The organism is Flavobacteriales bacterium (genome assembly GCA_016779995.1).
In the GTDB taxonomy this organism is placed as follows: Bacteria; Bacteroidota; Bacteroidia; order Flavobacteriales; family UBA7312; genus UBA8444.
Window position 1 is genome coordinate 65,207 of record JADHMO010000002.1, and the last position, 25,405, is coordinate 90,611.

Consider the following 25,405-nt stretch of genomic DNA (forward strand, 5'->3'; position numbering starts at 1 on the left):
TTTATTTTTGACCAAATTCCATTAAATATGCTTTGATAAAATCATTGATTTCACCATCAAGAACAGCTTGAGTATTAGATGTTTCATATTCTGTTCTTAAATCCTTAACCATTTTGTAGGGATGCAAAACATAGTTTCTAATTTGAGAACCCCATTCTATTTTTTTCTTGCCGTCTTCAATCTTATCTCTTTCAGATTGTCTTTTGCGTAATTCTATCTCGTATAACTGAGACCTCAACAACCGTATGGCTTTCTCTTTATTTTCAAGCTGAGAACGGGTTTCTGAATTAGCAATTATAATTCCTGTAGGAGCATGTTTTAAGCGAACTGCAGTTTCGATTTTATTAACTCCTTGTCCGCCAGCACCACCAGCCCGAAAAGTGTCCCAACTGATATCAGCAGGGTTAATCTCTATTTCTATGGATTCATCTACCAAAGGATATACAAAAACCGAAGTGAAAGAAGTATGTCGTTTGGCGTTAGAGTCAAATGGAGAAATACGAACTAATCGGTGTACTCCATTTTCACCTTTTAAATTACCAAAAGCAAAATCACCATCAAATTGTAGGGTGACCGACTTTATACCTGCAGCATCTCCAGCTTGAAAGTCTAGCTCTTTGACTTTAAACTTATTTTTCTCCCCCCACATGATGTACATACGCATAAGCATTTCAGCCCAATCTTGACTTTCTGTTCCTCCAGCACCCGGATTTATAGTCATCACTGCCGAGAGGTTATCTTCTTCGCCACTTAGCATATTTTTAAACTCTAAGTCAGCAACTTTAAGCAAAGTAGAGTCGAAACTTTTATTTATCTCATCTTCATCTGCTTCTCCTTCTTGAAAGAAATCAAAAAGCACAGAAAGGTCATCAAAAGCACTTTGCACCTCTTGAAAAGCAACAACCCATACCTTTTGTTTATTGATATTTTTCAAGTGAGTTTCGGCAGATTTAGGGTTATCCCAAAAATCAACAGCTTGAGTTTTTAACTCCTCAGCGGCTACAAAGTCTTTCTTTTCTTGTATAGATAAAAAGGCTTCTAAGTCAGCTATTCTTTTTTTAATATCGTCTATCTGTTCTGCTGTAACCATTGAGGCAAATTTAGTGTTTTAAAGTTTGTGGATGTAAGACCAGACCAATTCAGATTCATAGCCCTTCCTAATTAAATAATCCACCACTTTCTTCTTTCTAACATAGGTGTTTTTATCATTTATCAAAGCCATTTTCTTATTCGCTAAATGCTGTATAACATCCATATAATCTGCATCATCTATCTCAGACATCCCTAATAAAATACAGCTTTTTGGCACTTTCAGCTTAGACAGTTCGAAAGCTATCTTTTTTCGTCCCCAGCGTTTTATTTTAAATTTTCCACTACAATAAGATCGTGCAAAGCGCTCTTCATCAAGGTAGTTGTTTTGTATCAATTCAATTAAAATTTCATCAGCTAAAGCATCACTCACTCCATAGGACTTAAGCTTTGTAATTACCTGATATTGACAACGATCCATTACTGCACAATAATGTCTAATTCGGTCTTTTACAATTTTTACATCGTATATTTTGTCGTTCATCATTTCAAAGGTAGTATTTTTGTACCCAATGAAAAATAAAAAAGCAATAGGCTTATTATTTGTAGCTAATATCATATCAGGGCTTGCCCAAGGTATAAGTATGATTGCTATTCCTTGGTACTTTGCAGATATACTCGGTATGGGAGGCACATATGCTAAAGGTTATGCTATTTTAACATTTGCAAGTCTATTTTGGGGTTTATATTCAGGCACTCTTATCGATAGGTATTCAAGAAAGAAAATGTTCTTATACTCTAATTTAGCTTGTGCTTTAATAATCGGAAGTATCGCTTTGTATGGAATGAGTTTTGGTCAAACGCCATGGATATTAGTATTGGCTGTTTTTGGGACGACTATGTTTCATTATAATATTCACTATCCCAACCTATATGCATTTGGTCAAGAAATAACAGAGCCAAAAAATTATGCTAAGCTAAATGCCTACATCGAGATACAAGGGCAATCAACGAGTATTTTTGCTGGTGCATTTGCTGCTATATTATTGACTGGCACACAAAATGGTATCTTAAATTTATTAGGTTTCAAGATTAATATACCTTTCGATATACAAGCTTGGCAAATACACGAAATATTTTTAATGGACGCATTTACCTATATTTTGGCTTTCCTAATAATCCTATTTATCAAATATAAACCCATAGTAAAAAAGAACATTGACCAAGGAAATATGTTCAGTCGTCTGATAAAAGGATTTTCTTTTCTAAAAGAGAATTCTCTAATTTTTATTTTTGGCGTTTGTTCTTATGCAATTTTTACTTTTTTAATTGTTGAAATGTTTGTGTTGGTTCCCGTTTATGTCAGTAACTATTTAAAAGAAGGTGGAGATGTCTTTGCATCTTCTGAAGTATATTATTCTATTGGTGCTTTATTAGCAGGTTTTGGAATACACAAAGTAATGGGTAAAAATAATATCATAACAAACATCATCGTTTTGATGATAGCTACAATTGGAGGTTGTCTGCTTCTAACTTATACCAAGAGTGTCGCTGCTTTTTTCGCTGTTAGTCTTCTAATTGGACTAAGTAATGCTGGAACACGTATTTTAAGAATTACATTCCTTTTTGAAAAGGTATCTAACGATATCATTGGAAGAACAGGTAGCGTATTTAATTCAGTTAGCATCCTTATCAGAACAGCATTAATCACTAGCGTATCCTTACCATTCTTTAATAGTGGTGATAATGTAAGGTATGGCTATTTATTAGGAGCTATATTTTTATGCATAGCACTTATTCCACTGATAAAGTATCGTAAAAAATTAAGCGAATTAAAAAGCCTAAATACTTAGGTTGTAATGACTTTACGCTCCTTGTTAAAAAAGCGATATTGTAAAAGATGATAAGTAGTATCTTCTTCTACTTGTAGTTTACAACCGAATTCTTTAGACCACGTTTTTCTTTGATTTCTAAACCAACCTTTATTGATATAACTCGCCACAAATGGATGAGTTTTTAAAATGATATCGTTACTCTTGTTGGTGGCTTTAGCTAACTTTTGTTCAATTTCATCAATTAACAAAATACTTGCTTCTATTTTACCTGTTCCTTTACAAGAAGGACAACCTTCTTTAGTTTCAATATTCAATTCTGGTCGAACACGCTGTCTTGTTATTTCAATAAGTCCAAAACGCGATGGTGGCAAAATATGGTGTTTAGCCTTATCATCAGCCATAAACTCTTTTAATGCTTCGAATAACTTTTTCCTATTCTCACCATTATACATATCTATGAAGTCAACTACAATGATACCACCCATATCACGCAATCGTAACTGACGTGCAACTTCTTCAGCAGCAATTAAGTTAACTTCTAAAGCATTAGCTTCTTGGTCTTGCTTTGAATTGACGCGTTTTCCACTATTGACATCGATGACGTGCATAGCCTCAGTATGCTCAATAACTAAGTAGGTACTTTTACGCATAGTTACTGACTTCCCAAAGGAAGACTTGATTTGTCTTTCAATTTGGAATTTTTGAAAAAGTGGAATCTTGCCCGTGTACATACGAACAATTTTTTCTTGATTAGGAGATATTGTCGCTATGTAATCTTTTATTTCATCATGAAGTTTTTCATCATTAACGAGAATACTAATGAAGTCATCATTCAACACATCTCTGAGTAAAGATGCCGTTCTTCCAAGCTCTCCAAGAACTTTATAAGGAGGATTTCCTTTTTTAGTTTGCTTAAATAAGGTTTGCCATTTTTTGTATAAATACTTGATATCAGCATCTAAATCAGCTACTTTTTTACCTTCAGCAACAGTTCTTATAATAACACCAAAGCCTGGTGGCTTAATGCTTTGAACCAGTTTTTTTAATCTCTTTTTCTCCTCGTTGGATTCTATTTTTTGAGAAACTGAAACTTTATTAGAGAAAGGAACTAACACCATGTATCTACCGGCAATAGTTATTTCGGTAGTCAGTCTTGGACCTTTTGTAGAGATGGGCTCTTTGGCAACTTGTACAAGAACTTGATTGCCAGATTGCAGAACATCTGTAATAGAACCTGATTTATCAATTTCCTCCTCTAGTTTGAAGTTTTTTAAGGAAGCGGTATTAAGTTTTCCTCCAAGGTTTCTTTGTGTAAATTTCTGAAAAGTTTTGAATTTAACACCTAAATCTAGGTAATGAAGGAAGCCATCTCTTTCATAGCCTACGTCTACAAAAGTAGCATTTAGTCCAGTGATAATCTTCTTAACCTTAGCTAGAAAAATATCACCAACGGAAAACTTTGTTCCTATGGGTTCTTTGTGTAGTTCTATTAATTTCTTGTCTTTCAACAAGGCAATTACGACCTCATTAGGCCTAGAATCTACTAGCAATTCATATTTCAAAATAATAACGGCTGTGAGAACAAATCTAGGGTATAGACGATCTCAAATTGATACTAAAATAGTACAAAGACTATTTTTTCTTGTGTCTATTTTTTCTTAAACGCTTTTTACGTTTATGAGTAGCCATCTTATGTCTTTTTCTTTTTTTACCGTTTGGCATAACGTTTTGTTTTAAATATTTTTAAATCTCTTTTCTATTCAGCTCTTTTTATAACTGAACGTTTGTTTTAACTTTATTTACAAATTCTTTAGAGGGCTTAAAAGCAGGAACATTATGAGCTGGTATGATAATCGTTGTATTTTTAGAAATATCTCTACCTGTTTTTTGTGCTCTTTGCTTAACAATAAATGAGCCAAACCCTCTTAAGAAAACATCTTCTCCACTAGACACAGAATTTTTAACTTCGTGCATAAACGCTTCAACTACAGCTTGCACATCGACTCTTTCTACACCGATTTTATCAGAAATAGAATTAACGATTTCTAACTTTGTCATAATTAAAAGGATTTAAAAGATGTTTAAATATCTTAATTTCGCGTGCAAATATACTTACTTTTATTTAATTCAGATGTGTTTTATCACTATAACTCGCTAGAATTTACGACTTTATGGATTTTTTCTCTTCTAAAATTATCAAATGGTACTCCCAACACAAAAGGGAATTGCCGTGGAGAAATACCAAAGATCCTTACAAGATATGGCTTTCAGAAATTATTTTACAACAAACTCAAGTAAAACAAGGACTCCCTTATTATCAGAAATTTATTAAAACATTTCCAAGCGTTTCGGAACTAGCCAATGCTAATGAAGAACAAGTTTTGAAATTATGGCAAGGTTTAGGTTATTACTCAAGAGCAAGAAATCTGCATTTTGCTGCCAAACAAATACAGCAAGCTGGTTTCTTTCCAAAAGAATACAAGGACATTATCAGGCTAAAAGGCGTTGGAGAATATACCGCAGCCGCAATTGCATCTTTTGCTTTCAAATTGCCTTATGCTGTAGTAGATGGTAATGTTTTTCGACTACTTTCACGCTTTTATGGTATTGACACCCCAATTGATACTTCTAGGGGTAAAAAGGAATTTTCTGAGATAGCTCAAACACTATTGATAAAAGAAGATGCTGACACTCACAACCAAGCTATAATGGAGTTTGGTTCTCAAATGTGTAAACCAAAGCAACCCAATTGTAATAGTTGTCCATTAAAAGATGAATGTGTTGCTTTTGCTAACAACACTACACATCTTTTGCCTGTTAAAAAAGGTAAAGTCAAGGTGAAAACCGTTTTTTTCGAATACTTCTTTTTCAAAATGAATGGATACACTTTAGTCAATAAACGAGCAGACGATGGAATATGGCAAAATATGTATGAATTTCCACTCATTACTTTTGATGAATTAAAAAGTACTGAAGAAATTTTAAACCACAATCAATTTGATTCATGGATGAAAGACATTGACTTTAGTATAGAATCAATTAGTGAATTTAAGCACATTTTAAGTCACAGAAAAATTAATGCTCGATTTTGGGAAATCAAGTGTCAAAAAACACTTCCCGCATCAAATTTTAAAAAAATTAAAATTGAAACTATTGATAAGCTTGCGGTATCAAGACTCATTGAAAAATTTATTCAAGCTAAAATTTGATACCTATTAATAATTAGGCTATATTTGACTATAAGCAAAACTTAAAAACATAAAAAAATGGCTAGCGTAAATAAAGTAATCTTAGTTGGAAACTTGGGTAAAGATCCCGAGGTAAGACACTTCGAAAATGGCGGCTCTTTAGCGAGATTCCCATTGGCAACTTCCGAAACATACACTAAAAAAGACACTAATGAAAAAGTCACTCAAACCGAATGGCATACTGTTGTGACTCGAGGTGGATTAGCAGCAAAAGTGGTTGAGCCCTACCTCAAAAAAGGAAATAGTGTCTATATAGAAGGGCGACTGCGTACTCGTTCATGGGAAGATAAAGATGGTGTAACTCGATATACTACCGAAGTTATTTGCGACAGTTTAGAAATGTTAGGTAAAAAAGACCATGTTGAAAGTACTGAAAATGAAGCAACTACCAATTCAACACCACCAATTCAAGAGTCAGCTGATGACGATTTACCGTTTTAAGACTAACTAAACACCCTACTTTTGGACGAAGACCCTCAGCAACTCACACTTTTAATAGAAAATTTAACTACTAATAACTTAGACCTAAACTTGTTGTTAGCAAGTATAGCAATGCTATCCTTATTGTTTTGCTCTGCAATGATATCAGGTTCTGAAGTGGCTTACTTTTCTTTGGACGCTTCCAAATGGCAGGAAGAAGAAGATAAAACAAGTGTCACCCAGATTAAAAAATTACTTCAGAAACCCAATCATTTGTTGGCAACCATATTGATATCAAACAACTTTATCAATGTCGCCATTATTATACTCTCAACCTATATGACCGATAGCTTATTGGATTATACTCAACATCCAATTTTCAGCTTTGTTATTCAAGTAGTAGTTGTCACATTCGCATTACTGTTATTGGGTGAGGTCATTCCAAAAGTTTATGCCAATCAAAAAACTCTAACGTTTGCTAAAAGAATGAGTGGCCCATTAAGTTTACTAAGTACTCTATTTAAACCACTTAGCCAACTTCTAGTTTCATCAACGTCTATAATCGAAAAACGTTTTAACGCCAAGGGCTATCAAATATCTGTTGATGACTTGTCATCAGCACTAGATCTGGCTGGAGAAAATGACACTAAAGAGGAAGAAAAAAGAATTCTTAGAAGTATCGTTGAATTTGGTAACATTCAAGTAAAAGAAATCATGAAATCAAGAGTCGATGTAAATGCTCTTGAGCAAAACACCCCATTTGAAGTTGTCAAGAAATTAGTAATTTCAAGTGGCTATTCAAGAATACCTGTATACAGAGAGAATTTTGACACGGTAATAGGCATACTTTATATCAAAGATTTATTACCATTTCTAAATCATACAGATTTTGAATGGAGTAATTTAATAAGAACTCCGTTTTTTGTTCCTGAAGGCAAAATGATTGATGATTTAATGCGAGAATTTCAAGAGAAAAAAATACATCTCGCCATTGTGGTTGATGAATATGGAGGCACTTCAGGGATTGTTACACTTGAAGATATTATTGAAGAAATTGTAGGAGATATAAACGATGAATTTGATGATGATGGCATACATTTCTCTAGACTAGATAACTCTAATTATATTTTTGAAGGCAAAACATCTTTGAATGACGTACTAAAGACTATAGATGGGGAAATCGACTTTTTTGACCCTATTAAAGGAGAATCAGACACCCTTGCTGGACTAATACTTGAAATGAAAGGCAACATACCTGAAAATGGAGAGGTACTGAACTATGAGCAATATTCTTTTACAGTAGAATCTGTAGATAAAACAAGAGTTAAACGAATAAAAGTTACTATTAATGAGCAATAAACTTTACCTTTTTTGTGCTTTAATCTTTATTGCTTGTAACAACGACTACACTCCCAAACCTTGGGGATATTCTAGAGTAGATTTGCCTGAGCAAAGCACAACATTATTTGAAAGTAGTTGCCCATATAGTTTTCAGCAACCCAATTACAGTAACATCAATTTTAAATACGAAAATGAATGTTGGTTTGATTTAGAATTTAATGACTTCAATGGCAAAGTACATATGAGCTATAAACACCTTAAGGGTGATTTGAATAAATATACAGAAGACAGCAGACTACTTGCCTACAAACATGCCCAAATTGCAGAAGCTATTAGCGAACAAGTCTTTATTAAAGATTCTTTAAAAGTGTATGGCATGGTTTATACTTTTCAAGGAAGTACAGCAACACCTATGCAGTTTTATTTAACCGACAGTTTAAATCATTTTGTTAGAGGTGCTTTATACTTTAATTCTGCTCAAAACGACTCCATAACTCCAATTACCAATTTCATAAAAGACGATATTTATCGACTTATTGAAAGCTGGGAGTGGAAGTGATTTATAGTTTAAAAACAATAGGCAGAACTAATCTAATATTCACGTACTTCCCGTTCAGCAATCCCGACTTCCATTTAGGCATTTCAGAAACGACTCTTATTGCTTCATCATCAAAGTATTTTTTTCCTTGCCTTTTCAATTGCACGTCTTTAACACTACCCGATTTATCGACAACAAATTCGACAAAAACTCGAGCTGTTTCTTTGTTAGCTATAGCTTCTTTTGGATAGACTATATGCTCTTGAATATAGCTTGTCATAGCATCCATACCCCCCACAAACTCTGGAAATACATCGACTTGTTCATACACAGAGTCGTTATTTACAACAAGTACATTGGTAGCGAATAACGAATAGGAAAAACTTGAAAAAAGGTAATAGACAGAATTAATTTAATCAAATATAATAAAAAAAGCCCCAACATATTGTTGGGGCTTTTTAACTGAACATTAATTTTTACTATGACAACAGTGACTTCACAATTTGTGCAATGAGTTTGCCATCGGCTTTACCTGCCAACTGCTGGTTGGCTAAGCCCATAACTTTACCCATATCAGCCATACTGCTAGCTCCTACTTGAGCTATTACAGCAGTAACGACTTCTCGAATTTTATCTTCACTTAACTGCTCTGGAAGAAACTCTTCGAGTATAGCAACTTGTGCCATCTCATCATCGGCTAAATCTTGTCGATTTTGCTCTAAATAAATGGCGGCTGCGTCTTTTCTTTGCTTGACTTGCTTTTGTATGATTTTCTGCCTAGCAGCATCATCAAGTTCGCCAGCACCTTTTTCGGTTTGTGCCACTAAAAACGCTGATTTTATGGCTCTCAAAGAGGATAAACGCACCGAATCTTTGGCTAACATGGCTTCTTTTATTAATTGATTTATATCCATAATTAGTCAACGTTATCGTGTAAAAAATTATTTGGTTTAAGACCTACATTTTTATCATCGTCTTCTCCTAATACATAAGAGGAATTATCAGACTCTGAAGAATGAACAACGTCATCTAATTCGACTTCTCTTCTTTTATAAGCCGGTTCACTTTCTAAATCTGTAAGTCCAGAGGGCGTGCGTAATTTTACAGTTATTTCTCTAAGCCTTTCCATACGCTGGCGACTTCTTAAAGCCATTTGCTCTGCAGAAATACCGTGATTTATTTGAGTGAATTCTTCCTTTTCCACATCATCTTTTAAATCTGTTATTACATCCTCTGGAGAATCTTCTTCCAATTCAAGAGTGTGAACTACTACTTCGTCATTGTCATCTTCATTTTCACTCGTCAAGTTGATAGGGTCGTCTTGCTTAATATTTTCTATAGCAATTGGAAAGTCTATAGGGCTTTCTTCAGAACCTTCTTCTTCGAGTTCAAAATTCAATACAGGTGATTCTTCTTCCGTATTAAAATTCAAAGTTCCTTGTGGTTGCTCAGTAGATTCATCAGCTCTAGTATCAAACATTGACTCGAAAGAATCAACAGTTTCAGTATCATCTAAACTAAGCTCAACACTTTGTTCTTCAGTTGCAACTTCTTCTGTTTGCTCGTCTTTATCTAACTCATAGATTTTAGGAGTAATCGGTTTAGCTGGTCCAATGTTTTTATTGACCTTAAAACCAGTTGCAATTACTGTTACGCTTATTTCATCGTCCATACCTTCTTCAACACCGATTCCTTCAATAATATTGACATCAGAACCTGCGACATCTTGTATGTGTTTTTTGATACTGAACAACTCTGTCATTCTAATCTCTTTCTCACCAGAACCTGTAACTATTTTCAGTAGAACTTGCTGAGCACCTTTGATGTTATTATCGTGTAATAACGGTGAATCTAAGGCTGCCTCAATAGCATCAATAGCACGGTTTTCACCAGAAGCATAAGCCTGTCCCATTACAGCACTACCACTATCTTTAAGTACTCGCTTAGCATCATTAAGGTCAATATTTACCATCAATGTTTGAGAAATAACCTCTGCTATACCTTTTGTAGCGGTATTCAATACTTCATTGGCTTTGGCAAAGGCTTGACTTAAAGTCAAATCGCCATATACTTCAATGAGTCTATCATTATTAATTACTAACAGAGTGTCAACATTTGCTCTTAAGTCTTCCAAACCTTTTTCGGCATACTTTTTTCTGTAACCTCCTTCAGTCCAAAATGGTACAGTAACAACACCTACTGTTAAGATTTCTTTTTCACGAGCAGCTCGAGCAATTACAGGCGCAGCACCTGTTCCTGTTCCACCTCCCATACCAGCAGTAATAAATAGCATCTTGGTATTGCTTTCCAGCAGTTCTTCAATACGTTCGATACTTTCTTCTGCAGCTTGGCGACCAACTTCAGGATTGGCACCAGCACCAAGTCCTTCTGTTATTTCGGCACCTATTTGAATTTTTGTGGTTATTGGGCTTGCTTCTAAGGCTTGTAAATCTGTGTTACAAACCGCAAAATCTACGCCATCAATACCATTTTCGTACATGTAGTTTACAGCATTACTACCACCTCCACCTACTCCAATTACTTTGATAACTGAAGATTGGTTTTTTGGTAAATCGAATGCTAATACGCTTTCGTTTGTCATTGTTTTAATTATTAATTATTAATAGTTCAGTTTATTCATCATTTGTTAAATATTTGTCGATTTTATCGAGCATTTTTTTGAAAAAATCACCCAAACCTGCGTTAGATGTTCCACTTTTTTGGACACTACTCAATTCATCGCCATTTTCTTCTTCTAAGAATTTCATCACTAATCCTACTCCAGTAGCATACATTGGACTACTTACATCAATTGGTGAAGTAGAGGCAATGTGTTCATTAGGATATCCTATTCTGCATTCAATGCCAGTATGAAACTCAACCAATTGACCTATGTGCTTGAGCTGACTACCTCCACCAGTTAGCACTATACCCGTAATAAGTTTATTTTCGTAACCAGAATTTTTGATTTCGTGATGTACTAATTCTATAATTTCTTCTACTCTAGCTTGAATGATATTAGCTAGATTTTTTAAGGATATTTCTTTAGGGTCTCTACCTCTTAGACCTGGAATAGAAACGATTTCATTTTCTTTATTTTGACTTGCCAAGGCTGAACCAAACTTTATTTTCAAAAGCTCAGCTTGGTTTTCTAGTATTGAACAGCCTTCCTTTATGTCTTGAGTAATAATATTACCGCCAAATGGTATTACGGCTGTATGTCGTATGATGCCATCTTTAAAAATTGCTACATCAGTTGTTCCTCCGCCTATATCCACTAAAGCTACCCCTGCTTCTAACTCTTGATGGTCAAGAACAGAAGTTGCCGAGGCTAAAGGTTCAAGTGTCAATCCTGTCATAGCTAGACTAGCATTATTTACACATTTCTTGATGTTTGAAATCGCAGCAGTCTGCCCCGTTATAATATGAAAATTGGCTTCTAACTGAACACCCACCATACCACGAGGGTCAGGGAAGTTATCCTGTTTATCAACTATGTATTCTTGAGGGATTACGTGAATGATTTCTTCACCAGGCACCATAACAAGTTTATACATATTTTGCATCAACTTATTTATATCGGCATCGTTAATTTCAGTTTCTAAATTTTCTCTAACTAACTGTCCTCGATGCTGTAAACTTTTGATGTGCTGTCCAGCAATACCAACATTGACATTCTTAACTTGCATACCAGAAGAAGTTATGGCCTCCTCTAAGGCTTTGTTGATAGACTGTGTAGTTTTATCAATATTGGCAACTATCCCACGCATAACACCTGTTGACGGGGCTTTTCCCATTCCAAGTATTTCAATCTTTCCGTGTTCATTTTTTTGACCAACGATGACTGTGATTTTGGTTGTGCCAATATCTAAACCGACTGCTATTTTTGTGTTGTTTTCCATAATTATCTTTTTACACAAACAATTTGATTCCTAAATTTTAGGTTAATTTCTTTATAATTATTCCACCCAACTTGATTAACTCCTTTCTCGTAAAACAAATAGAGCTTTTTAAGTTTCTCTTGAAAGTTAGTTATGTCTCCTAACAATATAGTATGATTCCCTACTCTAGGGACAAGTTCTATTTCTTTATTCTCCTTTAGATAAATCTGTACAATTTGAGCATTCCAAAGGCTATCAGAATATATGTATTTTGCCAAATCTAAAACAGTCATATAATCTGTGCTATCTTGTATGTTACCATTAGCTACAAGTAGATGTTCTGTGTAGTTATGTGACAACCCAAAGATTGAACCTTCAGAATCCATATAAAAGTCTTTACCTTCTTTTGGACTTATTCGTACAATAGCTTTTTTCTGAAAAACATCTATATGTAACATTCCTTCCATGTTGATATAAACCTCAGCGTTTTGCACATTATTTAAACTCTCTATTTTACGCTCAATTTCATAGATAGGTACTTCAGTAATGGTTGTGCCTACAATACTATCTTGAATAGATTCCATAAGTAAAATTATCTCCCCTCGAGTTATGAGTGAAGTGTTTTCGTCAGCTAGATTTATACGATAATCTGTACAAGTCTTATTGCTATATCGAGTATTGGTAAAAGCTAACAGAAAAATGATACCTCCTACAAATAAAAATTGTGATATAATTTTAATCCATTTCATTGACGTAATAGTGTTTTAATGGTTCAACGAATTGGTCTATATCTCCTGCGCCTAGCGTCAGTAGAAGTTCTCTTTTAGGGTTAGTTAATTCCTCAACTAAATCAGATTTCTTTAGCAAGGACTTTTCACAATCTACTACTTGAGTGAGTAACATTTCAGAATTTACTCCTTCAATAGGCATTTCTCTTGCTGGATAAATATCCAACAACAACACCTCATCTGCTAAAGACAAAGAGTCGCCAAACTCAGCGGCAAAATCTCGAGTTCTTGAATACAAATGAGGCTGAAATACTACCGTTATCTTTTTTTCTGGGAAAAGCTCTTTAGTCGCTACTAGTGTTGCTTTAATTTCTTCAGGGTGGTGGGCATAATCATCAATATACACATACTTGCCTTTAGCATGTAAATCGTATCTTCTTTTTACTCCTTTAAAATCTTTTATAGCGGCTTTTATTTTCTCATGCTTAGCACCTAAAGAAGACGCTACAACAATAGCTGCAATGGCATTCTCTACATTGTGTTTTCCTGGTAATTGCAGTTGAATATCTTTTAACTCGTATTCATACACTTGACCTGGCATAATCTCCTTAAAATTAGCATCAAAATATTGTGAACCCTCTTTAATTCGTAAGTTGAAGGCTGTGTTGTCTGCTCTAACTGTTGAAGAATAAGTCATTAAGCTACCATCTAGGGGAGCTTCAAAATCAACATCGATGGATTTATTGACCAACAGCATACCATTCTGCTTTGTGTTTGATGCAAACATTTTAAATGTATTCTTCATATCATCAATATCATTGTAGATGTCTAAATGATCGGCGTCAAGAGATGTAATGATTGAAATATCAGGAGATAGCTTTAAGAAAGAACGGTCGTATTCATCGGCCTCCACAACTACAATATCACCTGATTCTGAAAGAATTAGGTTAGTATTATAATTACTGCTAATACCTCCTAAGAATGCTGTGCAATAGATGTCAGAATATTTAAGTATATGAGCTAAAATGCAAGAAGTGGTTGTCTTGCCATGAGTACCAGCAACTGCTATTGTGTAAGCGTCTTCTGTAATTAAACCCAATAACTCAGCTCGTTTTAGAACAGTCCATTTTTTAGAAGCAAAAGAAGTTAGTTGTGGGCTATCTTGACTTACTGCAGGTGTATAAACTATAAGGACTGATTGAAAATCAGCATCTTTTATCTCCTTAGGAATATAATTTTCATCAAAATGTAAACTCATTCCTTCTGCTGTTAGTGCATCAGTAATAGGCGATGGTGTTTTATCGTAGCCGCTAACTTTCTTGCCTTTAGCGTTGAAGTATCGTGCTAAAGCTGACATACCTATACCTCCAATCCCTACAAAGTATATATGTTCGACTAACTTAATATTCATTTTTCTTGTACTAATTTTAACACCTCATCAACAATGTGTTTAGCTGAATTTGGCATGGCTAACTTTTTAATATTGTCTCCTAAGTGTTGTTGAGTGTTTTCATGTTCTAATAAATCGAAGATAACTTGACCTAACTGCTCTTGAGCTTGGCTATCCTTAACCATCAGGGCGGCATTTTTTTCAATTAAAGCCATTGCATTTTTAGTCTGATGATCTTCAGCTACATTTGGAGAAGGAATTAATATAGCTGGTTTGCCAATAAGACAAAGCTCCGAAATTGTACTAGCTCCAGCTCTTGAAATAATTATATCTGCTGCGCTATATGCTAAATCCATATTGTAAATAAAAGCATGGGCTTGTACATTAGAAAGCGATTGACACAAATCCTTGGCAGTACTTTCATAAGAAAGTCCTGTCTGCCAAATTAATTGAATGTTTTTTTCTTCGAATTGCTGAACGAGCTCAGCTATAGAATGGTTAATTGTTCTTGCCCCAAGACTACCCCCTACTACCAATAACGTTTTACGACTCGAGTCTAAACTGAAATGCTTGACGGCTTCTGTCTTTTTTTCTGCCGAATCAAGTAAATCCTGACGAACAGGATTACCTAACATCATTAATTTAGATTTAGGGAAGAAACGTTCCATATTATCGTATGAAACACATATTTTCTGAACCGACTTCGACAACAATTTATTAGTAATACCTGGATAAGAATTTTGTTCTTGAATAAGAGCTGGAACAGAAAGTTTAGAAGCAACAAATAATAAAGGTCCACTCGCATAACCACCAGTGCCCACGACAACAGAGGGCTTGTATTTTTTAATGATCCAATACGACTTCCACAGACTAGATATCAATTTAAAAGGAAACCATATATTTCTAACATCTTTCCAACTCCTTTGTAATCCACTAATGTTAAGCCCTTTGATAGAGTAACCAGCCTTAGGGACTTTTTCCATTTCCATACGGCCTTTAGCACCAACAAATAAAATATTGATATCCTTGACTCTTTGCTTCAACTCATTAGCAATAGAAATTGCAGGGAATATATGCCCCCCTGTACCACCGCCACTTATAATAACTCTAACTGACATTGGTACTTATTTTAGAAACGTTAACACTTCGACTGGTACTAAGAATTACCCCTAATGAAATACAAGTGAAAATAACCGAAACACCACCCATACTTATCAATGGTAAAGTTTGACCTGTTACTGGAAAAAAATCAACCGCAACAGCCATATTTATAAAAGCTTGAAGAACCATGGATAAACTAAGACCAACCCCAAGATAGGCTGCTAATGGATCACTAGCTAAATTAAAAATCCGTTTACCCCGCAATAGTAAAACCACATAGGCAAAGACGACTGCAAAACCTCCTAAGAAACCCCATTCTTCTATTAGAATAGCATAAACATAATCTGAATTAGGTAAGGGCAAAACATTACGCTGTGTACTTTTCCCTGGTCCTCTACCCTTTATTCCTCCGTTTACAATAGCAACCTTGGCATGCGCCACTTGATAATTTTCATCACTTTTAACAGTTTTATTCTCTGAGAAATTAACAATTCTATTGACCCAAGTTTGTGCTCTAGGAAATGTTTTTTGCAAGGCAGGGACTGTTAAAGACAAACTAATAACCAACACTCCTAAAGTGAGGATACTCCCAAACAATAAAGCCAAATACTTAAATGGCACACCTCCAAGATACAATAGCATAAGACCTGCTAAAAATATCATCGCTGAAGTTGATAAATTCGCTGGAAATATAATAGCACAAATTAATACTAATGGAGCAAATAATTTCCAAGAAACCGTTTTCAAATCGCTAAGTTCGTCTTGACATCTTACCAATTGACGGGCTAGAAAAACAGTAATTGCAATTTTTCCAATTTCAAAAGTGTTTATTGGCATATCAGCAATAGTAATCCAACGATTAGCATCGTTCATAGATGTACCAAATGCAACAGTATAAATAAGGATAGGTATGGCAATAATGAACCCTAATTGCCCTAAACGAGAGAAATATTTATGTGGCACTTTATGAACAAAATACATTAATACAAGTCCAACAATTAAAAACTTGAAATGCTTGAAGAATAAATGCCAAGTGTTGCCACCATAAGAAGTATAGGCTAAACCACCCGTTGCACTATATACTACTACAATAGATACAATAGATAGAAAAAATACAACCCCCCAAATACGAGTATCGCCCTCTAAGTTTATGTATTTTTTTAGCTTACTCATCTTTATAAACTTCTTACTGATGATTTAAATTCATAACCTCGGTGCTCATAATTTTCGAATAAATCGAAACTAGCACATGCTGGCGATAACAAAACAGCATCGCCCTTAGTAGCGAGTTCATAAGATTTATTGACGGCTTCTTTCATAGATGATGCAAATAACATCTCTACATCTAACTTTTCAAATGCTGCTTTTATAGAATCTACATTTTCACCTAGACAAACAATTGCTTTTACTTTCTGATTGACTAAAGGAATTAGTGATGAGTAATCGTTTCCCTTATCAACACCACCGACAATCCAAATGGTATCTTTGGTCATACTTTCCAGAGCGTACCATGTAGAATTGACATTGGTAGCCTTAGAGTCGTTAATGAACTCGATACCGTGTACTTTAATGACACGTTCGAGTCGGTGTTCTACATTTTTAAAGTCAATAAGACTCTCTCTTATTAAATCTTTGTTTAAATCTAAAATCCTTGCTGATATAGCTGCAGCCATGGAATTGTAAATGTTGTGTTTGCCCTGAAGGGCTAATTGTTGAATATTCATATTAAATGATTCTTGGTTAATATTTATTTCTATCTCATCATTGTTTAAACAAGCACCTTGCTCTTGATTTTCTTTAATAGAAAATGGCAAACATTGAGCCTGAGTTTTTAAATTCATTGTTATATTATTATCATCCGAACAGTAGATTAAATAATCTTCTGAAGTCTGATTCATAGTAATTCTCATTTTTGATTGAATGTAATTCTCCATTTTGTTGGCATATCTGTCCAAATGATCTGGCGTGATATTGAGCAAAATGGCGATATAAGGCTTAAAATTATCTATGCCGTCCAATTGAAAACTGCTTAACTCTAAGACATAAAAGTCATGAGACTCATTGGCAACTTGCAAAGCAAAACTATCGCCGACATTTCCAGCAACACCCACATTTAAACCCGCTTTTTTGAGCATATGCCCTACTAATAATGTAGTAGTGGTTTTGCCGTTGCTACCTGTAATACCAATAATTTTTGCATCGGTATATCGTGCCGCAAATTCAATTTCAGAAATGATAGGCACTGAAGCTTTTTTCAAATCTTGTATTATAGGAATAGTATCAGGGATACCTGGACTTTTGACAATTATATCTGCCTCGAAAAAACGCTTTTCAGAGTGTTTTTCTTCTTCCCATTCAATCGCATTATGTGTAAGAACATTTTTGTATTTCTCCTTTATCTTTCCGATATCAGAAAGAAATACCTCAAATCCTTTTTGTTGTGCTAATAGTGCCGCCCCACAGCCACTTTCTCCACCACCAAGCACAACAACTTTCCCCATTATCTCAGTTTTAGAGTGACAATGGTTAGTATAGCCAACATGACACCAGCTATCCAAAAGCGAGTAACAATTTTACTTTCGTGCATACCTAACTTTTGAAAATGATGATGTAATGGTGCCATCTTGAATATTCGACGACCTTCGCCGAATTTCTTTTTGGTGTATTTGAAATAACCCACCTGTAGCATCACTGATAAGTTTTCTACCAAGAAAATACCACACAACACAGGTATCAATAATTCTTTTCTAATAGCAATAGCAAATACTGCAATAATTCCTCCTAGTGCTAAACTTCCAGTATCGCCCATAAATACTTGTGCTGGATAAGAATTGTACCATAAAAACCCTACACAAGCTCCTACAAATGCAGCCATATAGATAACCAACTCACCAGAGTTTGGCAGATACATAATATTGAGGTAGTCGGCAAAGAATACATTACCAGATACATAAGCCAATATGCCTAATGTAGCACCTATTATGGCTGATGTTCCTGTTGCAAGACCATCTAGACCGTCGGTCATATTGGCGCCATTACTTACGGCAGTAACCACAAAAATGACCATTAAGACAAAGACTATCCAAGCGTATTTCTTGCCAGTTTCTCCCATCCAACTTACCAAAGTGGTGTAGTCAAATTCATTATTCTTTACAAAGGGTATGCTTGTTTTAAGTGACTTTGTTTCTTCTCCAAAAACAACTTCTGTATTGGCTTTGTCAATATTTCGGATTTCTTCCTTGATAGTAATCCCTTCGTGAAAATACATAGTAAGACCTATGATGAGTCCCAGACCTACTTGTCCAATAATTTTAAATCTTCCCGCCAAGCCTTCTTTATCTTTTTTAAATACCTTGATGTAATCGTCTATGAATCCAATTAGCCCTAACCAAACTGTAGAGATTAGCATTATGACGATATAGATGTTTGAAAGTTTGGCAAATAAAAGTGTTGGTAACAGAATAGCTGCGAGTATAATTAAGCCTCCCATAGTAGGCGTTCCTTTCTTTTGTGCCTCTCCCTCTAAACCTAGAGTCCTGACTTCTTCTCCTATTTGTTTATTTCTTATTAGATTGATAATCTTACCGCCAAACACCATAGAAACCAATAAAGAAGTAATGACCGCTAAGGCTGCCCTAAATGAAATGTATTGAAACACACCTGCCCCTGGCAACTGATATACGGATTCTAGGTATTCAAATAGGTAATAAATCATTATTTTCTAAGTAGGTTAAATGTGTTTTTTAATTCTTCTTTATCATCAAATGCTAACTTTTCGCCATTGATTTCTTGGTATTTTTCATGACCTTTTCCCGCTAGCAGAATAATATCACCTTCGTTAGCTAGTGAGCAAGCTGTTTTAATAGCCTCTTTTCTGTCAGAAATACTTAGTACCTTTTTTAGGTGTTTAGGGTTTACTCCCTGTGCTATTTCATCTAATATATCATCTGGATTTTCAGTACGAGGATTGTCACTAGTAATGATGACTCTGTCACTAAGTTCTGAAGCAATTTGCCCCATTTTGGAACGCTTAGATTTATCTCTATCACCACCACACCCAAAGACTGTAATCAATTGCTGATTATTCTTGATTTCATTAATGGTATTTATCACATTAAGTAAAGCATCGGGCGTATGAGCATAATCTACTATGCCAATACAACCGTCATTGGCTCTGCATACATCAAATCTTCCCTCTGCACTAGTCAAGACGCTAAGACTTGTTAGTGATTGAAAACTGTCTTCTCCCAAAAGAAGGGTAGTAGCATATATAGAGAGGAGATTATAAGCATTAAATTCACCAATAAGCTTAGTCCAAACTTCTTTGCCATCGACATTTAAAAGCATACCGTCAAATTGATGCTCAATAATTTTAGCTTTAAAATCTGCTGAAGACTTTAAGGCATAAGTGTATTGTTTAGCCTTACAATGGTGTAGCATATTCAAACCGTGTCTATCGTCTTTATTAACTAATGCGAAAGCATCAGAAGGAAGTGAATCAAATAGTGCTTTTTTGGCAAGTATATAATCGTCAAATGTCTTGTGATAATCCAAGTGGTCGTGTGTGATGTTTGTGAAAACAGCACCTTTAAACTGTAATCCTGAAATTCGGTTTTGATGAATAGCGTGAGAACTTGCTTCCATAAAACAAAACTTACAACCCTCATCAACCATTTGAGATAAAAGCTTATTGATACTTAATGCATCAGGAGTAGTATGAGTTGAGGGAACTTCTTGAAAACCAATTTTGTTTATTATAGTTGACAGAACTCCTGTTTTGATTGCTAATGATTGATAAAACTGATGCAATAAACTGACAACCGAGGTTTTGCCATTAGTTCCCGTTACAGCGACGAGGTTTAATTTTTGAGAAGGATTATCATAAAAATTAGAGGCAATAACCCCTAAAGCTTTTGAGCTATCGTTTACTCTTATGTAGGTAAGTCCTTCTGGTTTTGTTAAAGGAAGTTCTTCAGCGACTATGGCAACTGCTCCTTTTTCAATAGCCTGATTGATGTACTCGTGTCCATCACTTATTGTACCTCTAACGGCGACAAATAAAGCGTCTTTTCCGACCTTTCTAGAATCAAAATAGACGTTTGGAATAGCAGCATGAGTTGAACCAGCAACTTCAAGTATCTCTACACCAAATAATATGTCTTGCAATAACTTCATGAAAGTACAATGGTTAAATTTTGTCCTTTTCTTATGTTTTCTCCTTTATTGATGGATTGCTCCTTGACACTACCACGACCTGAATAGCTGATATTCAATCCATAATTTTCTAATAAAAACAACACATCATTTAAGCCCATACCTTTTATATTGGGCATTATATTTTTTTCTAAATCTCTTGTGATATTTCTTGTTTGTAGTTTTACCTGTTCATTTTGGGATTTAGTAAGAACCCATTGTGCTTTATCGTCGTCGCTAAAAATTGGCACGTCAAAAGTATTGAAGACATTAGCCAAGTGCCTTTTATAGCCATCTTTAGAAACCGGAATTTGTCGCTTTTCGATAGTATCTGTAAGTTGTAGACTTAAGTCCGTATTCATTACATAATCAGAAATTGTTCTAAAAACAGGTGCTGCAACATCACCACCATAACTACCGTTTTCTTGGGGGTCGTTTATCATGACTATACAGGCATATTTAGGATTGTCTGCAGGAAAGTACCCAACAAATGATGCAAGGTGTCTTTGGTTGTCGTACACCCCATCAATTATCAATTGGGCAGTACCAGTTTTACCCGCTATTTTATACTGTTTAGATTTTATGTTTTTAGCAGTCCCATTTTCTACTACACCCTCTAGCATTCGTTTCACTTTTTTAATGGTAGTCATAGAGCAAATGGATGGATTTATAACTTCAGGATTAAAGTTTTTTTCTATTATCCCATTTGCCATTATAGACTTTACAAATAGAGGTTTCATACGCTGACCGTCATTAGCGATAGCGGCATAAAAACTTAGAATTTGTAATGGCGTCATTTTTATTCCGTAACCAATAGACATCCAAGGCAAAGTAGTTCCAGACCAATTGGAAGATTGTTTAGGATGTCTTATAGCAGGCTTAACCTCTCCAGACAATGCAATGCCAAGTGGCTCATTAATTCCCATACTATAAAGTCTATCTACGAATTGCGAAGGCTTATCTTTATAGTGTTTATTGATAAGTTTTGAAATTCCGACATTTGAAGACTTAGTGAATGATTCCTCTAAAGAAATTACACCATAGCCACCTTTTTTAGAATCTCGCATAACTCTATCATAAAAGCTATGTTTTCCACCTGTAGTATTTACAGAATCGTCCAATTGTAAAAAACCATCTTCAAGTCCTGCAATGACAGAAGCTAACTTAAAAGTAGAGCCTGGTTCAATACTTCTTCCAATAGCAAAATTGTAAAACTCAACATACTTATCTTCCTCGACTTTTTTGAGGTTCACAATTGACTTTATTTCGCCAGTAGCTACTTCCATAAGTATTGTTGTACCAAAGTCTGCATCGTGATAGTATAACCTATCCTCAAGGGCTTGATGAGCAATATCTTGAAAACGAATATCAATGGTAGTAATCACATCTTTGCCAGGAAAGGACTCTCTTTCTCGAATAGGCATCCATTCATTACCTGCCAACCTATGTTCTAATCTCTCACCATTCTTGCCTTTCAAATCGTAATTGAAAGCACCTTCGATACCAACCGATTTGGATTGTTTTTTATGATATCCAATGGTTCTACCTGCCAACTGTTGAAATGGCTTTTGACGTATATTCAACTGCTTATACTGAAAACCTCCTTTATATCGGCCTTCACTAAAAATTGGGAATTGCTTCAATAACTTAAGCTGATTGTAGTTTACTTTTCTTTTTATGAGAGCATAGCGACTCTGTTTTGCCCATACTTTTCTTAAATAATCGGAATAATCTGAGGCTGGTTTATCATCAAAAAGGGCCGATAATTTAGATGATAACTCTTCAACATCATTAAGAAATAATTCTTTATCGACTTGTTTGGCATCCCAACGTATCTCATATTCAGGAATTGAAGTCGCTAAAAGTGATAAATCATCGGAATAAATGTTACCTCTTGATGCTTGAACTGTGACAGTTCGTGTGACATTGTAATTCTCAGAATTATATAAATGTGACTCAAAAATCTGAGTATATAGTGGTTGGATGATAATAACAAGTGCCAACAAAATCATAAAAAGGTATATAGCAACAGCTCGTCTTTTTATGTTTTTAGAATGTTTCATTAGTTAGCTCGTATTATAAAAGGTTGAGAATTGCTTTGTTGTAATCCTTGACTAGCCACTAAAGATTGAACTTCGGTTTGCTTACTTTGAAACATCAGTAAAGACTTGGTAGTTATGTATTCTGAACGCAGGTCTTTGAGCTCTCTTTCCAAAGATGAAATTGTTCTTACATAACCTTCAGCTCGGTATGAATTATTGATGTAAAACACTATGAGTAAACAGATATAAAGCGAGAAAGGAAGTAGCTCGAACAAGCCTTTTTCAAGAACTTTGCCACTCAATAAATCGGAAAGTCCGTTTTGAAATCCTTTTTTAGGCTGGTATGTATGTTTTAAATCCTTCATACCTTTTGACCTATTCTTAATTTTGCACTTCTAGAGCGCGGATTACTATCTAGCTCTTCTTGTGTTGCAGTGATGGGTTTTCTATTGATAGAATTTAGAACGAGCTTAGGAACACCATAAAAATCCTTTTCTATTTCTCCTTCGAAATTGCCCGACTTAATAAGGTTTTTCACCAATCTATCCTCTAAAGAATGGTAGGATATAACAGATAACCTACCCCCCTTTTTAAGCAAATCAACAGACTGACTTAGCATGTCTTTTAAAGCGTTTATTTCATCATTGACTTCTATACGAATTGCTTGAAAAAGTTGAGCTAATATTTTATTTTTCTTGTGTGGAGGCACATGCTCTTTTACGGCGTTTTTCAAGTCCTCAGTTGTTGAAATAACTTTCTCTTCTCTGTAATGAACTATTGATTTTGCTAAAGCATAAGCATTGTTTAGTTCGCCAAACTTTCTAAAAATCCGACTTAATTCATTAAGGTCATAGTCGTTTACTACGGTTTTGGCAGACAGTTCTTGCTCTCTATTCATTCGCATATCCAAATCACCGTCTTCTCGAATGGAAAAGCCACGTTCGGCAGTATCAAATTGATATGAAGAAACACCTAAGTCCGCAAGAATACCATCAACCTCATGGATACCTTCCAGACGTAAAAACTTCTTGATAAACCTAAAGTTCTGAGCAATTAAAATTAGGCGATCATCATCAATACAATTTTGTTGTGCATCGCTATCTTGATCAAAGGCAAAGAGTTTGCCATTTTCTAATTTTTGTAGTATGGATTTAGAATGACCGCCGCCGCCAAAAGTGACGTCAACATAGATGCCGTTAGGTTGGATAGAAAGGCCAGCTATTGATTCATCTAATAAAACTGCCTCGTGATATGCCATTAGTCTTCTTTTTCGATGTTGCCCATTACTTCCTCTGCTAAATCTGCAAAATCAGAAGTAGCATCTTTTAATACTTGCTCGTATTGATCTTTATCCCAAACCTCAATCATATTGACTGAACAAGAAATGACTACGTTTTTTGAAATGTTAGCAAAGCTGATTAGATCCTTTGGAATTTGGAGTCGAGCATTAGAATCCGTTTCTAACATTTTGACACCAGCAGTAAAAAGACGTATGAAGTCATTATTTTTCTTTACAAATCGATTCAATTTATTTACCTCAGACATCAATACATTCCACTCGCTCATAGGATGTATTTCAAGGCAACTGCTAAACACAGAACGCTTCAAAACAAAGCCCTCTCCTATGATAGGAGACAACTGTTTTTTCAAGACTGCAGGTAGCATAAGCCTACCCTTAGCATCAATCTTGCATTCATATGTCCCAATTAAGTTAATCATTCAAATCGTATGTAAGCCGTAAATATATGCAATTTTACTCCACTTTTTACCACATTTTACCACATTGTTGATAACTCGTGACACTTTTCTCTAATTACACCTATTCTCTTGGGTTATAATCTATATGGCTTTGAGATGATTATTTTTACGTATTTTTGTGAAAAATTTAATCTGAATGGTTTTAGAAACGATTAAAGAAAAGGGCTATGAATACATAGAGGTTGGTGAAGGCCCCGTAATTGTTTTGTTGCATGGTTTGATGGGAGGTTTAGACAACTTTGAAAACGTCATTCCAAAACTTGCCTCTAATGGATACAAAGTGATTGGCCCAGTTCTACCACTTTTTGAAAAACCTATCCTTAAAACTAGTATCAAACATTTTTCAGATTACATCCACGATTTTTTAAAATTTAAAAAGCTAGATAAAGTCATCTTATTTGGTAATTCTTTAGGTGGTCATATTTCTCTTGTTTATGCTAAAGATCACCCTGAAATGGTTAAAGGCCTAGTACTAACAGGAAGTTCTGGCTTGTATGAAAACTCAATGGGCGACACCTTCCCAAGACGAGGCGACTACGACTATATTCGTAAAAAAACAGAAGAAGTTTTTTACGACCCTAAAATGGCTACAAAAGCTTTAGTTGATACTGTTTTTGAGATTGCCAATAACAGAAATTCTGTGATTCGTTTACTGACAATGGCCAAATCGGCTATACGTCATAATATGAGTAGTGACATTCCTCATTTAGACTTTCCTGTATGTTTAGTTTGGGGTAAACAAGATAGTGTAACACCTCCTGAAGTTGCCGAAGAATTCCATAGTCTTTTCCAACGTTCGGATTTGTATTGGATTGATAAGTGTGGTCATTCACCCATGTGGGAACATCCAGAAGAATTTTCTAAAATTCTTTGCACTTGGCTGAACGCCAATATCAAATAA

General features: G+C 35.0%; 25 protein-coding genes. 6 read left to right on the top strand and 19 right to left on the bottom strand.

The window, feature by feature from the left end; genetic code table 11:
- Position 1: 1 nt before the first annotated feature.
- Positions 2 to 1,090, bottom strand: a complete 1,089-nt coding sequence (gene prfB / locus ISP71_02165) for a peptide chain release factor 2 (GenBank protein ID MBL6662884.1) — start codon at positions 1,088 to 1,090, stop codon at positions 2 to 4.
- A gap of 18 nt (positions 1,091 to 1,108) precedes the next feature.
- Entirely contained in the window at positions 1,109 to 1,576 is a 468-nt protein-coding gene (locus ISP71_02170; GenBank protein ID MBL6662885.1) for a RecX family transcriptional regulator, read from the bottom strand.
- Positions 1,577 to 1,601: 25 nt separating this feature from the next.
- Between ISP71_02170 and ISP71_02175 the strand changes: the two genes are divergently transcribed.
- The gene (locus ISP71_02175) at positions 1,602 to 2,882 is read left to right on the top strand and encodes an MFS transporter (protein ID MBL6662886.1); all 1,281 of its coding nucleotides are present in this window, start codon (positions 1,602 to 1,604) and stop codon (positions 2,880 to 2,882) included.
- Here ISP71_02175 and ISP71_02180 read toward each other — a convergent pair.
- On the bottom strand, positions 2,879 to 4,426 hold the full coding sequence (locus ISP71_02180) for an Rne/Rng family ribonuclease (GenBank protein ID MBL6662887.1): 1,548 nt from the start codon (positions 4,424 to 4,426) through the stop codon (positions 2,879 to 2,881). The two genes, ISP71_02175 and ISP71_02180, sit on opposite strands and share 4 nt — an antisense overlap.
- 208 nt (positions 4,427 to 4,634) lie before the next feature.
- Entirely contained in the window at positions 4,635 to 4,922 is a 288-nt protein-coding gene (locus ISP71_02185; protein MBL6662888.1) for an integration host factor subunit beta, read from the bottom strand.
- A 113-nt stretch (positions 4,923 to 5,035) separates the two neighbouring features.
- On the opposite strand from ISP71_02185, the gene mutY reads away from it, so the two are divergent.
- The 4 genes from mutY to ISP71_02205 all read left to right on the top strand — a co-directional run bounded on the left by mutY (position 5,036) and on the right by ISP71_02205 (position 8,432).
- On the top strand, positions 5,036 to 6,073 hold the full coding sequence (gene mutY, locus ISP71_02190; GenBank protein MBL6662889.1) for an A/G-specific adenine glycosylase: 1,038 nt from the start codon (positions 5,036 to 5,038) through the stop codon (positions 6,071 to 6,073).
- 57 nt (positions 6,074 to 6,130) lie between these two features.
- Entirely contained in the window at positions 6,131 to 6,553 is a 423-nt protein-coding gene (ssb, locus tag ISP71_02195; protein ID MBL6662890.1) for a single-stranded DNA-binding protein, read from the top strand.
- Between the two features lie 111 nt (positions 6,554 to 6,664).
- On the top strand, positions 6,665 to 7,891 hold the full coding sequence (gldE, locus tag ISP71_02200; protein MBL6662891.1) for a gliding motility-associated protein GldE: 1,227 nt from the start codon (positions 6,665 to 6,667) through the stop codon (positions 7,889 to 7,891).
- Positions 7,881 to 8,432 carry a gliding motility lipoprotein GldD gene (locus ISP71_02205; GenBank protein ID MBL6662892.1) on the top strand — a complete coding sequence of 184 codons (552 nt, stop codon included), beginning with the start codon at positions 7,881 to 7,883 and terminating at the stop codon, positions 8,430 to 8,432. Before gldE ends, ISP71_02205 begins: the two co-directional genes overlap by 11 nt.
- Position 8,433: 1 nt before the next feature.
- On the opposite strand, the gene ISP71_02210 is transcribed toward ISP71_02205, so the two are convergent.
- From ISP71_02210 to mraZ, 15 genes are all read right to left on the bottom strand, one after another.
- Positions 8,434 to 8,742 (bottom strand): energy transducer TonB, encoded by a 309-nt coding sequence (locus ISP71_02210; protein MBL6662893.1) that lies wholly within the window; start codon positions 8,740 to 8,742, stop codon positions 8,434 to 8,436.
- Between the two features lie 148 nt (positions 8,743 to 8,890).
- The gene (locus tag ISP71_02215) at positions 8,891 to 9,325 is read right to left on the bottom strand and encodes a GatB/YqeY domain-containing protein (GenBank protein MBL6662894.1); all 435 of its coding nucleotides are present in this window, start codon (positions 9,323 to 9,325) and stop codon (positions 8,891 to 8,893) included.
- 2 nt (positions 9,326 to 9,327) lie between these two features.
- Positions 9,328 to 11,013, bottom strand: a complete 1,686-nt coding sequence (gene ftsZ, locus ISP71_02220; protein MBL6662895.1) for a cell division protein FtsZ — start codon at positions 11,011 to 11,013, stop codon at positions 9,328 to 9,330.
- 31 nt (positions 11,014 to 11,044) lie between these two features.
- A complete protein-coding gene (ftsA, locus tag ISP71_02225; GenBank protein ID MBL6662896.1) occupies positions 11,045 to 12,313 on the bottom strand; it encodes a cell division protein FtsA in 1,269 nt (422 codons plus the stop codon).
- Between the two features lie 2 nt (positions 12,314 to 12,315).
- Positions 12,316 to 13,041 carry a hypothetical protein gene (locus tag ISP71_02230; protein ID MBL6662897.1) on the bottom strand — a complete coding sequence of 242 codons (726 nt, stop codon included), beginning with the start codon at positions 13,039 to 13,041 and terminating at the stop codon, positions 12,316 to 12,318.
- A complete protein-coding gene (locus ISP71_02235; protein MBL6662898.1) occupies positions 13,028 to 14,431 on the bottom strand; it encodes a UDP-N-acetylmuramate--L-alanine ligase in 1,404 nt (467 codons plus the stop codon). The genes ISP71_02230 and ISP71_02235 overlap by 14 nt, the downstream gene beginning before the upstream one ends.
- Positions 14,428 to 15,528: an undecaprenyldiphospho-muramoylpentapeptide beta-N-acetylglucosaminyltransferase gene (murG, locus tag ISP71_02240; protein MBL6662899.1), complete on the bottom strand. Its 1,101-nt coding sequence runs from the start codon at positions 15,526 to 15,528 to the stop codon at positions 14,428 to 14,430. Before murG ends, ISP71_02235 begins: the two co-directional genes overlap by 4 nt.
- On the bottom strand, positions 15,518 to 16,684 hold the full coding sequence (locus ISP71_02245; protein MBL6662900.1) for an FtsW/RodA/SpoVE family cell cycle protein: 1,167 nt from the start codon (positions 16,682 to 16,684) through the stop codon (positions 15,518 to 15,520). Before ISP71_02245 ends, murG begins: the two co-directional genes overlap by 11 nt.
- 2 nt (positions 16,685 to 16,686) lie before the next feature.
- The gene (gene murD / locus ISP71_02250) at positions 16,687 to 18,012 is read right to left on the bottom strand and encodes a UDP-N-acetylmuramoyl-L-alanine--D-glutamate ligase (GenBank protein ID MBL6662901.1); all 1,326 of its coding nucleotides are present in this window, start codon (positions 18,010 to 18,012) and stop codon (positions 16,687 to 16,689) included.
- Positions 18,012 to 19,226 (bottom strand): phospho-N-acetylmuramoyl-pentapeptide-transferase, encoded by a 1,215-nt coding sequence (locus ISP71_02255; protein ID MBL6662902.1) that lies wholly within the window; start codon positions 19,224 to 19,226, stop codon positions 18,012 to 18,014. The genes murD and ISP71_02255 overlap by 1 nt, the downstream gene beginning before the upstream one ends.
- The gene (locus tag ISP71_02260; GenBank protein MBL6662903.1) at positions 19,226 to 20,686 is read right to left on the bottom strand and encodes a UDP-N-acetylmuramoyl-L-alanyl-D-glutamate--2,6-diaminopimelate ligase; all 1,461 of its coding nucleotides are present in this window, start codon (positions 20,684 to 20,686) and stop codon (positions 19,226 to 19,228) included. The genes ISP71_02255 and ISP71_02260 overlap by 1 nt, the downstream gene beginning before the upstream one ends.
- Positions 20,683 to 22,767 carry a transpeptidase family protein gene (locus ISP71_02265; protein ID MBL6662904.1) on the bottom strand — a complete coding sequence of 695 codons (2,085 nt, stop codon included), beginning with the start codon at positions 22,765 to 22,767 and terminating at the stop codon, positions 20,683 to 20,685. The genes ISP71_02260 and ISP71_02265 overlap by 4 nt, the downstream gene beginning before the upstream one ends.
- The gene (locus ISP71_02270; protein MBL6662905.1) at positions 22,767 to 23,111 is read right to left on the bottom strand and encodes a hypothetical protein; all 345 of its coding nucleotides are present in this window, start codon (positions 23,109 to 23,111) and stop codon (positions 22,767 to 22,769) included. The genes ISP71_02265 and ISP71_02270 overlap by 1 nt, the downstream gene beginning before the upstream one ends.
- The gene (gene rsmH / locus ISP71_02275) at positions 23,108 to 24,004 is read right to left on the bottom strand and encodes a 16S rRNA (cytosine(1402)-N(4))-methyltransferase RsmH (protein ID MBL6662906.1); all 897 of its coding nucleotides are present in this window, start codon (positions 24,002 to 24,004) and stop codon (positions 23,108 to 23,110) included. The genes ISP71_02270 and rsmH overlap by 4 nt, the downstream gene beginning before the upstream one ends.
- Positions 24,004 to 24,465 (bottom strand): division/cell wall cluster transcriptional repressor MraZ, encoded by a 462-nt coding sequence (gene mraZ / locus ISP71_02280; GenBank protein MBL6662907.1) that lies wholly within the window; start codon positions 24,463 to 24,465, stop codon positions 24,004 to 24,006. The genes rsmH and mraZ overlap by 1 nt, the downstream gene beginning before the upstream one ends.
- Positions 24,466 to 24,640: 175 nt before the next feature.
- Between mraZ and ISP71_02285 the strand changes: the two genes are divergently transcribed.
- Positions 24,641 to 25,405 (top strand): alpha/beta hydrolase, encoded by a 765-nt coding sequence (locus ISP71_02285; GenBank protein MBL6662908.1) that lies wholly within the window; start codon positions 24,641 to 24,643, stop codon positions 25,403 to 25,405.

Excerpts from the sequence above, each read along its gene's own strand:
- ISP71_02230 (MBL6662897.1), bottom strand. The coding sequence starts at position 13,041 with ATGAAATGGATTAAAATTATATCACAATTTTTATTTGTAGGAGGTATC.
- ISP71_02270 (MBL6662905.1), bottom strand. The coding sequence starts at position 23,111 with ATGAAGGATTTAAAACATACATACCAGCCTAAAAAAGGATTTCAAAAC.
- ftsZ (MBL6662895.1), bottom strand. The coding sequence starts at position 11,013 with ATGACAAACGAAAGCGTATTAGCATTCGATTTACCAAAAAACCAATCT.
- mutY (MBL6662889.1), top strand. The coding sequence starts at position 5,036 with ATGGATTTTTTCTCTTCTAAAATTATCAAATGGTACTCCCAACACAAA.
- ISP71_02235 (MBL6662898.1), bottom strand. The coding sequence starts at position 14,431 with ATGAATATTAAGTTAGTCGAACATATATACTTTGTAGGGATTGGAGGT.
- ISP71_02260 (MBL6662903.1), bottom strand. The coding sequence starts at position 20,686 with ATGAAGTTATTGCAAGACATATTATTTGGTGTAGAGATACTTGAAGTT.
- ISP71_02285 (MBL6662908.1), top strand. The coding sequence starts at position 24,641 with ATGGTTTTAGAAACGATTAAAGAAAAGGGCTATGAATACATAGAGGTT.
- ISP71_02205 (MBL6662892.1), top strand. The coding sequence starts at position 7,881 with ATGAGCAATAAACTTTACCTTTTTTGTGCTTTAATCTTTATTGCTTGT.
- rsmH (MBL6662906.1), bottom strand. The coding sequence starts at position 24,004 with ATGGCATATCACGAGGCAGTTTTATTAGATGAATCAATAGCTGGCCTT.
- murD (MBL6662901.1), bottom strand. The coding sequence starts at position 18,012 with ATGGGGAAAGTTGTTGTGCTTGGTGGTGGAGAAAGTGGCTGTGGGGCG.
- prfB (MBL6662884.1), bottom strand. The coding sequence starts at position 1,090 with ATGGTTACAGCAGAACAGATAGACGATATTAAAAAAAGAATAGCTGAC.
- ISP71_02265 (MBL6662904.1), bottom strand. The coding sequence starts at position 22,767 with ATGAAACATTCTAAAAACATAAAAAGACGAGCTGTTGCTATATACCTT.
- ftsA (MBL6662896.1), bottom strand. The coding sequence starts at position 12,313 with ATGGAAAACAACACAAAAATAGCAGTCGGTTTAGATATTGGCACAACC.
- ISP71_02245 (MBL6662900.1), bottom strand. The coding sequence starts at position 16,684 with ATGAGTAAGCTAAAAAAATACATAAACTTAGAGGGCGATACTCGTATT.
- ISP71_02215 (MBL6662894.1), bottom strand. The coding sequence starts at position 9,325 with ATGGATATAAATCAATTAATAAAAGAAGCCATGTTAGCCAAAGATTCG.
- ISP71_02255 (MBL6662902.1), bottom strand. The coding sequence starts at position 19,226 with ATGATTTATTACCTATTTGAATACCTAGAATCCGTATATCAGTTGCCA.
- mraZ (MBL6662907.1), bottom strand. The coding sequence starts at position 24,465 with ATGATTAACTTAATTGGGACATATGAATGCAAGATTGATGCTAAGGGT.
- ISP71_02175 (MBL6662886.1), top strand. The coding sequence starts at position 1,602 with ATGAAAAATAAAAAAGCAATAGGCTTATTATTTGTAGCTAATATCATA.
- ISP71_02170 (MBL6662885.1), bottom strand. The coding sequence starts at position 1,576 with ATGATGAACGACAAAATATACGATGTAAAAATTGTAAAAGACCGAATT.
- ssb (MBL6662890.1), top strand. The coding sequence starts at position 6,131 with ATGGCTAGCGTAAATAAAGTAATCTTAGTTGGAAACTTGGGTAAAGAT.
- murG (MBL6662899.1), bottom strand. The coding sequence starts at position 15,528 with ATGTCAGTTAGAGTTATTATAAGTGGCGGTGGTACAGGGGGGCATATA.
- ISP71_02185 (MBL6662888.1), bottom strand. The coding sequence starts at position 4,922 with ATGACAAAGTTAGAAATCGTTAATTCTATTTCTGATAAAATCGGTGTA.
- gldE (MBL6662891.1), top strand. The coding sequence starts at position 6,665 with ATGCTATCCTTATTGTTTTGCTCTGCAATGATATCAGGTTCTGAAGTG.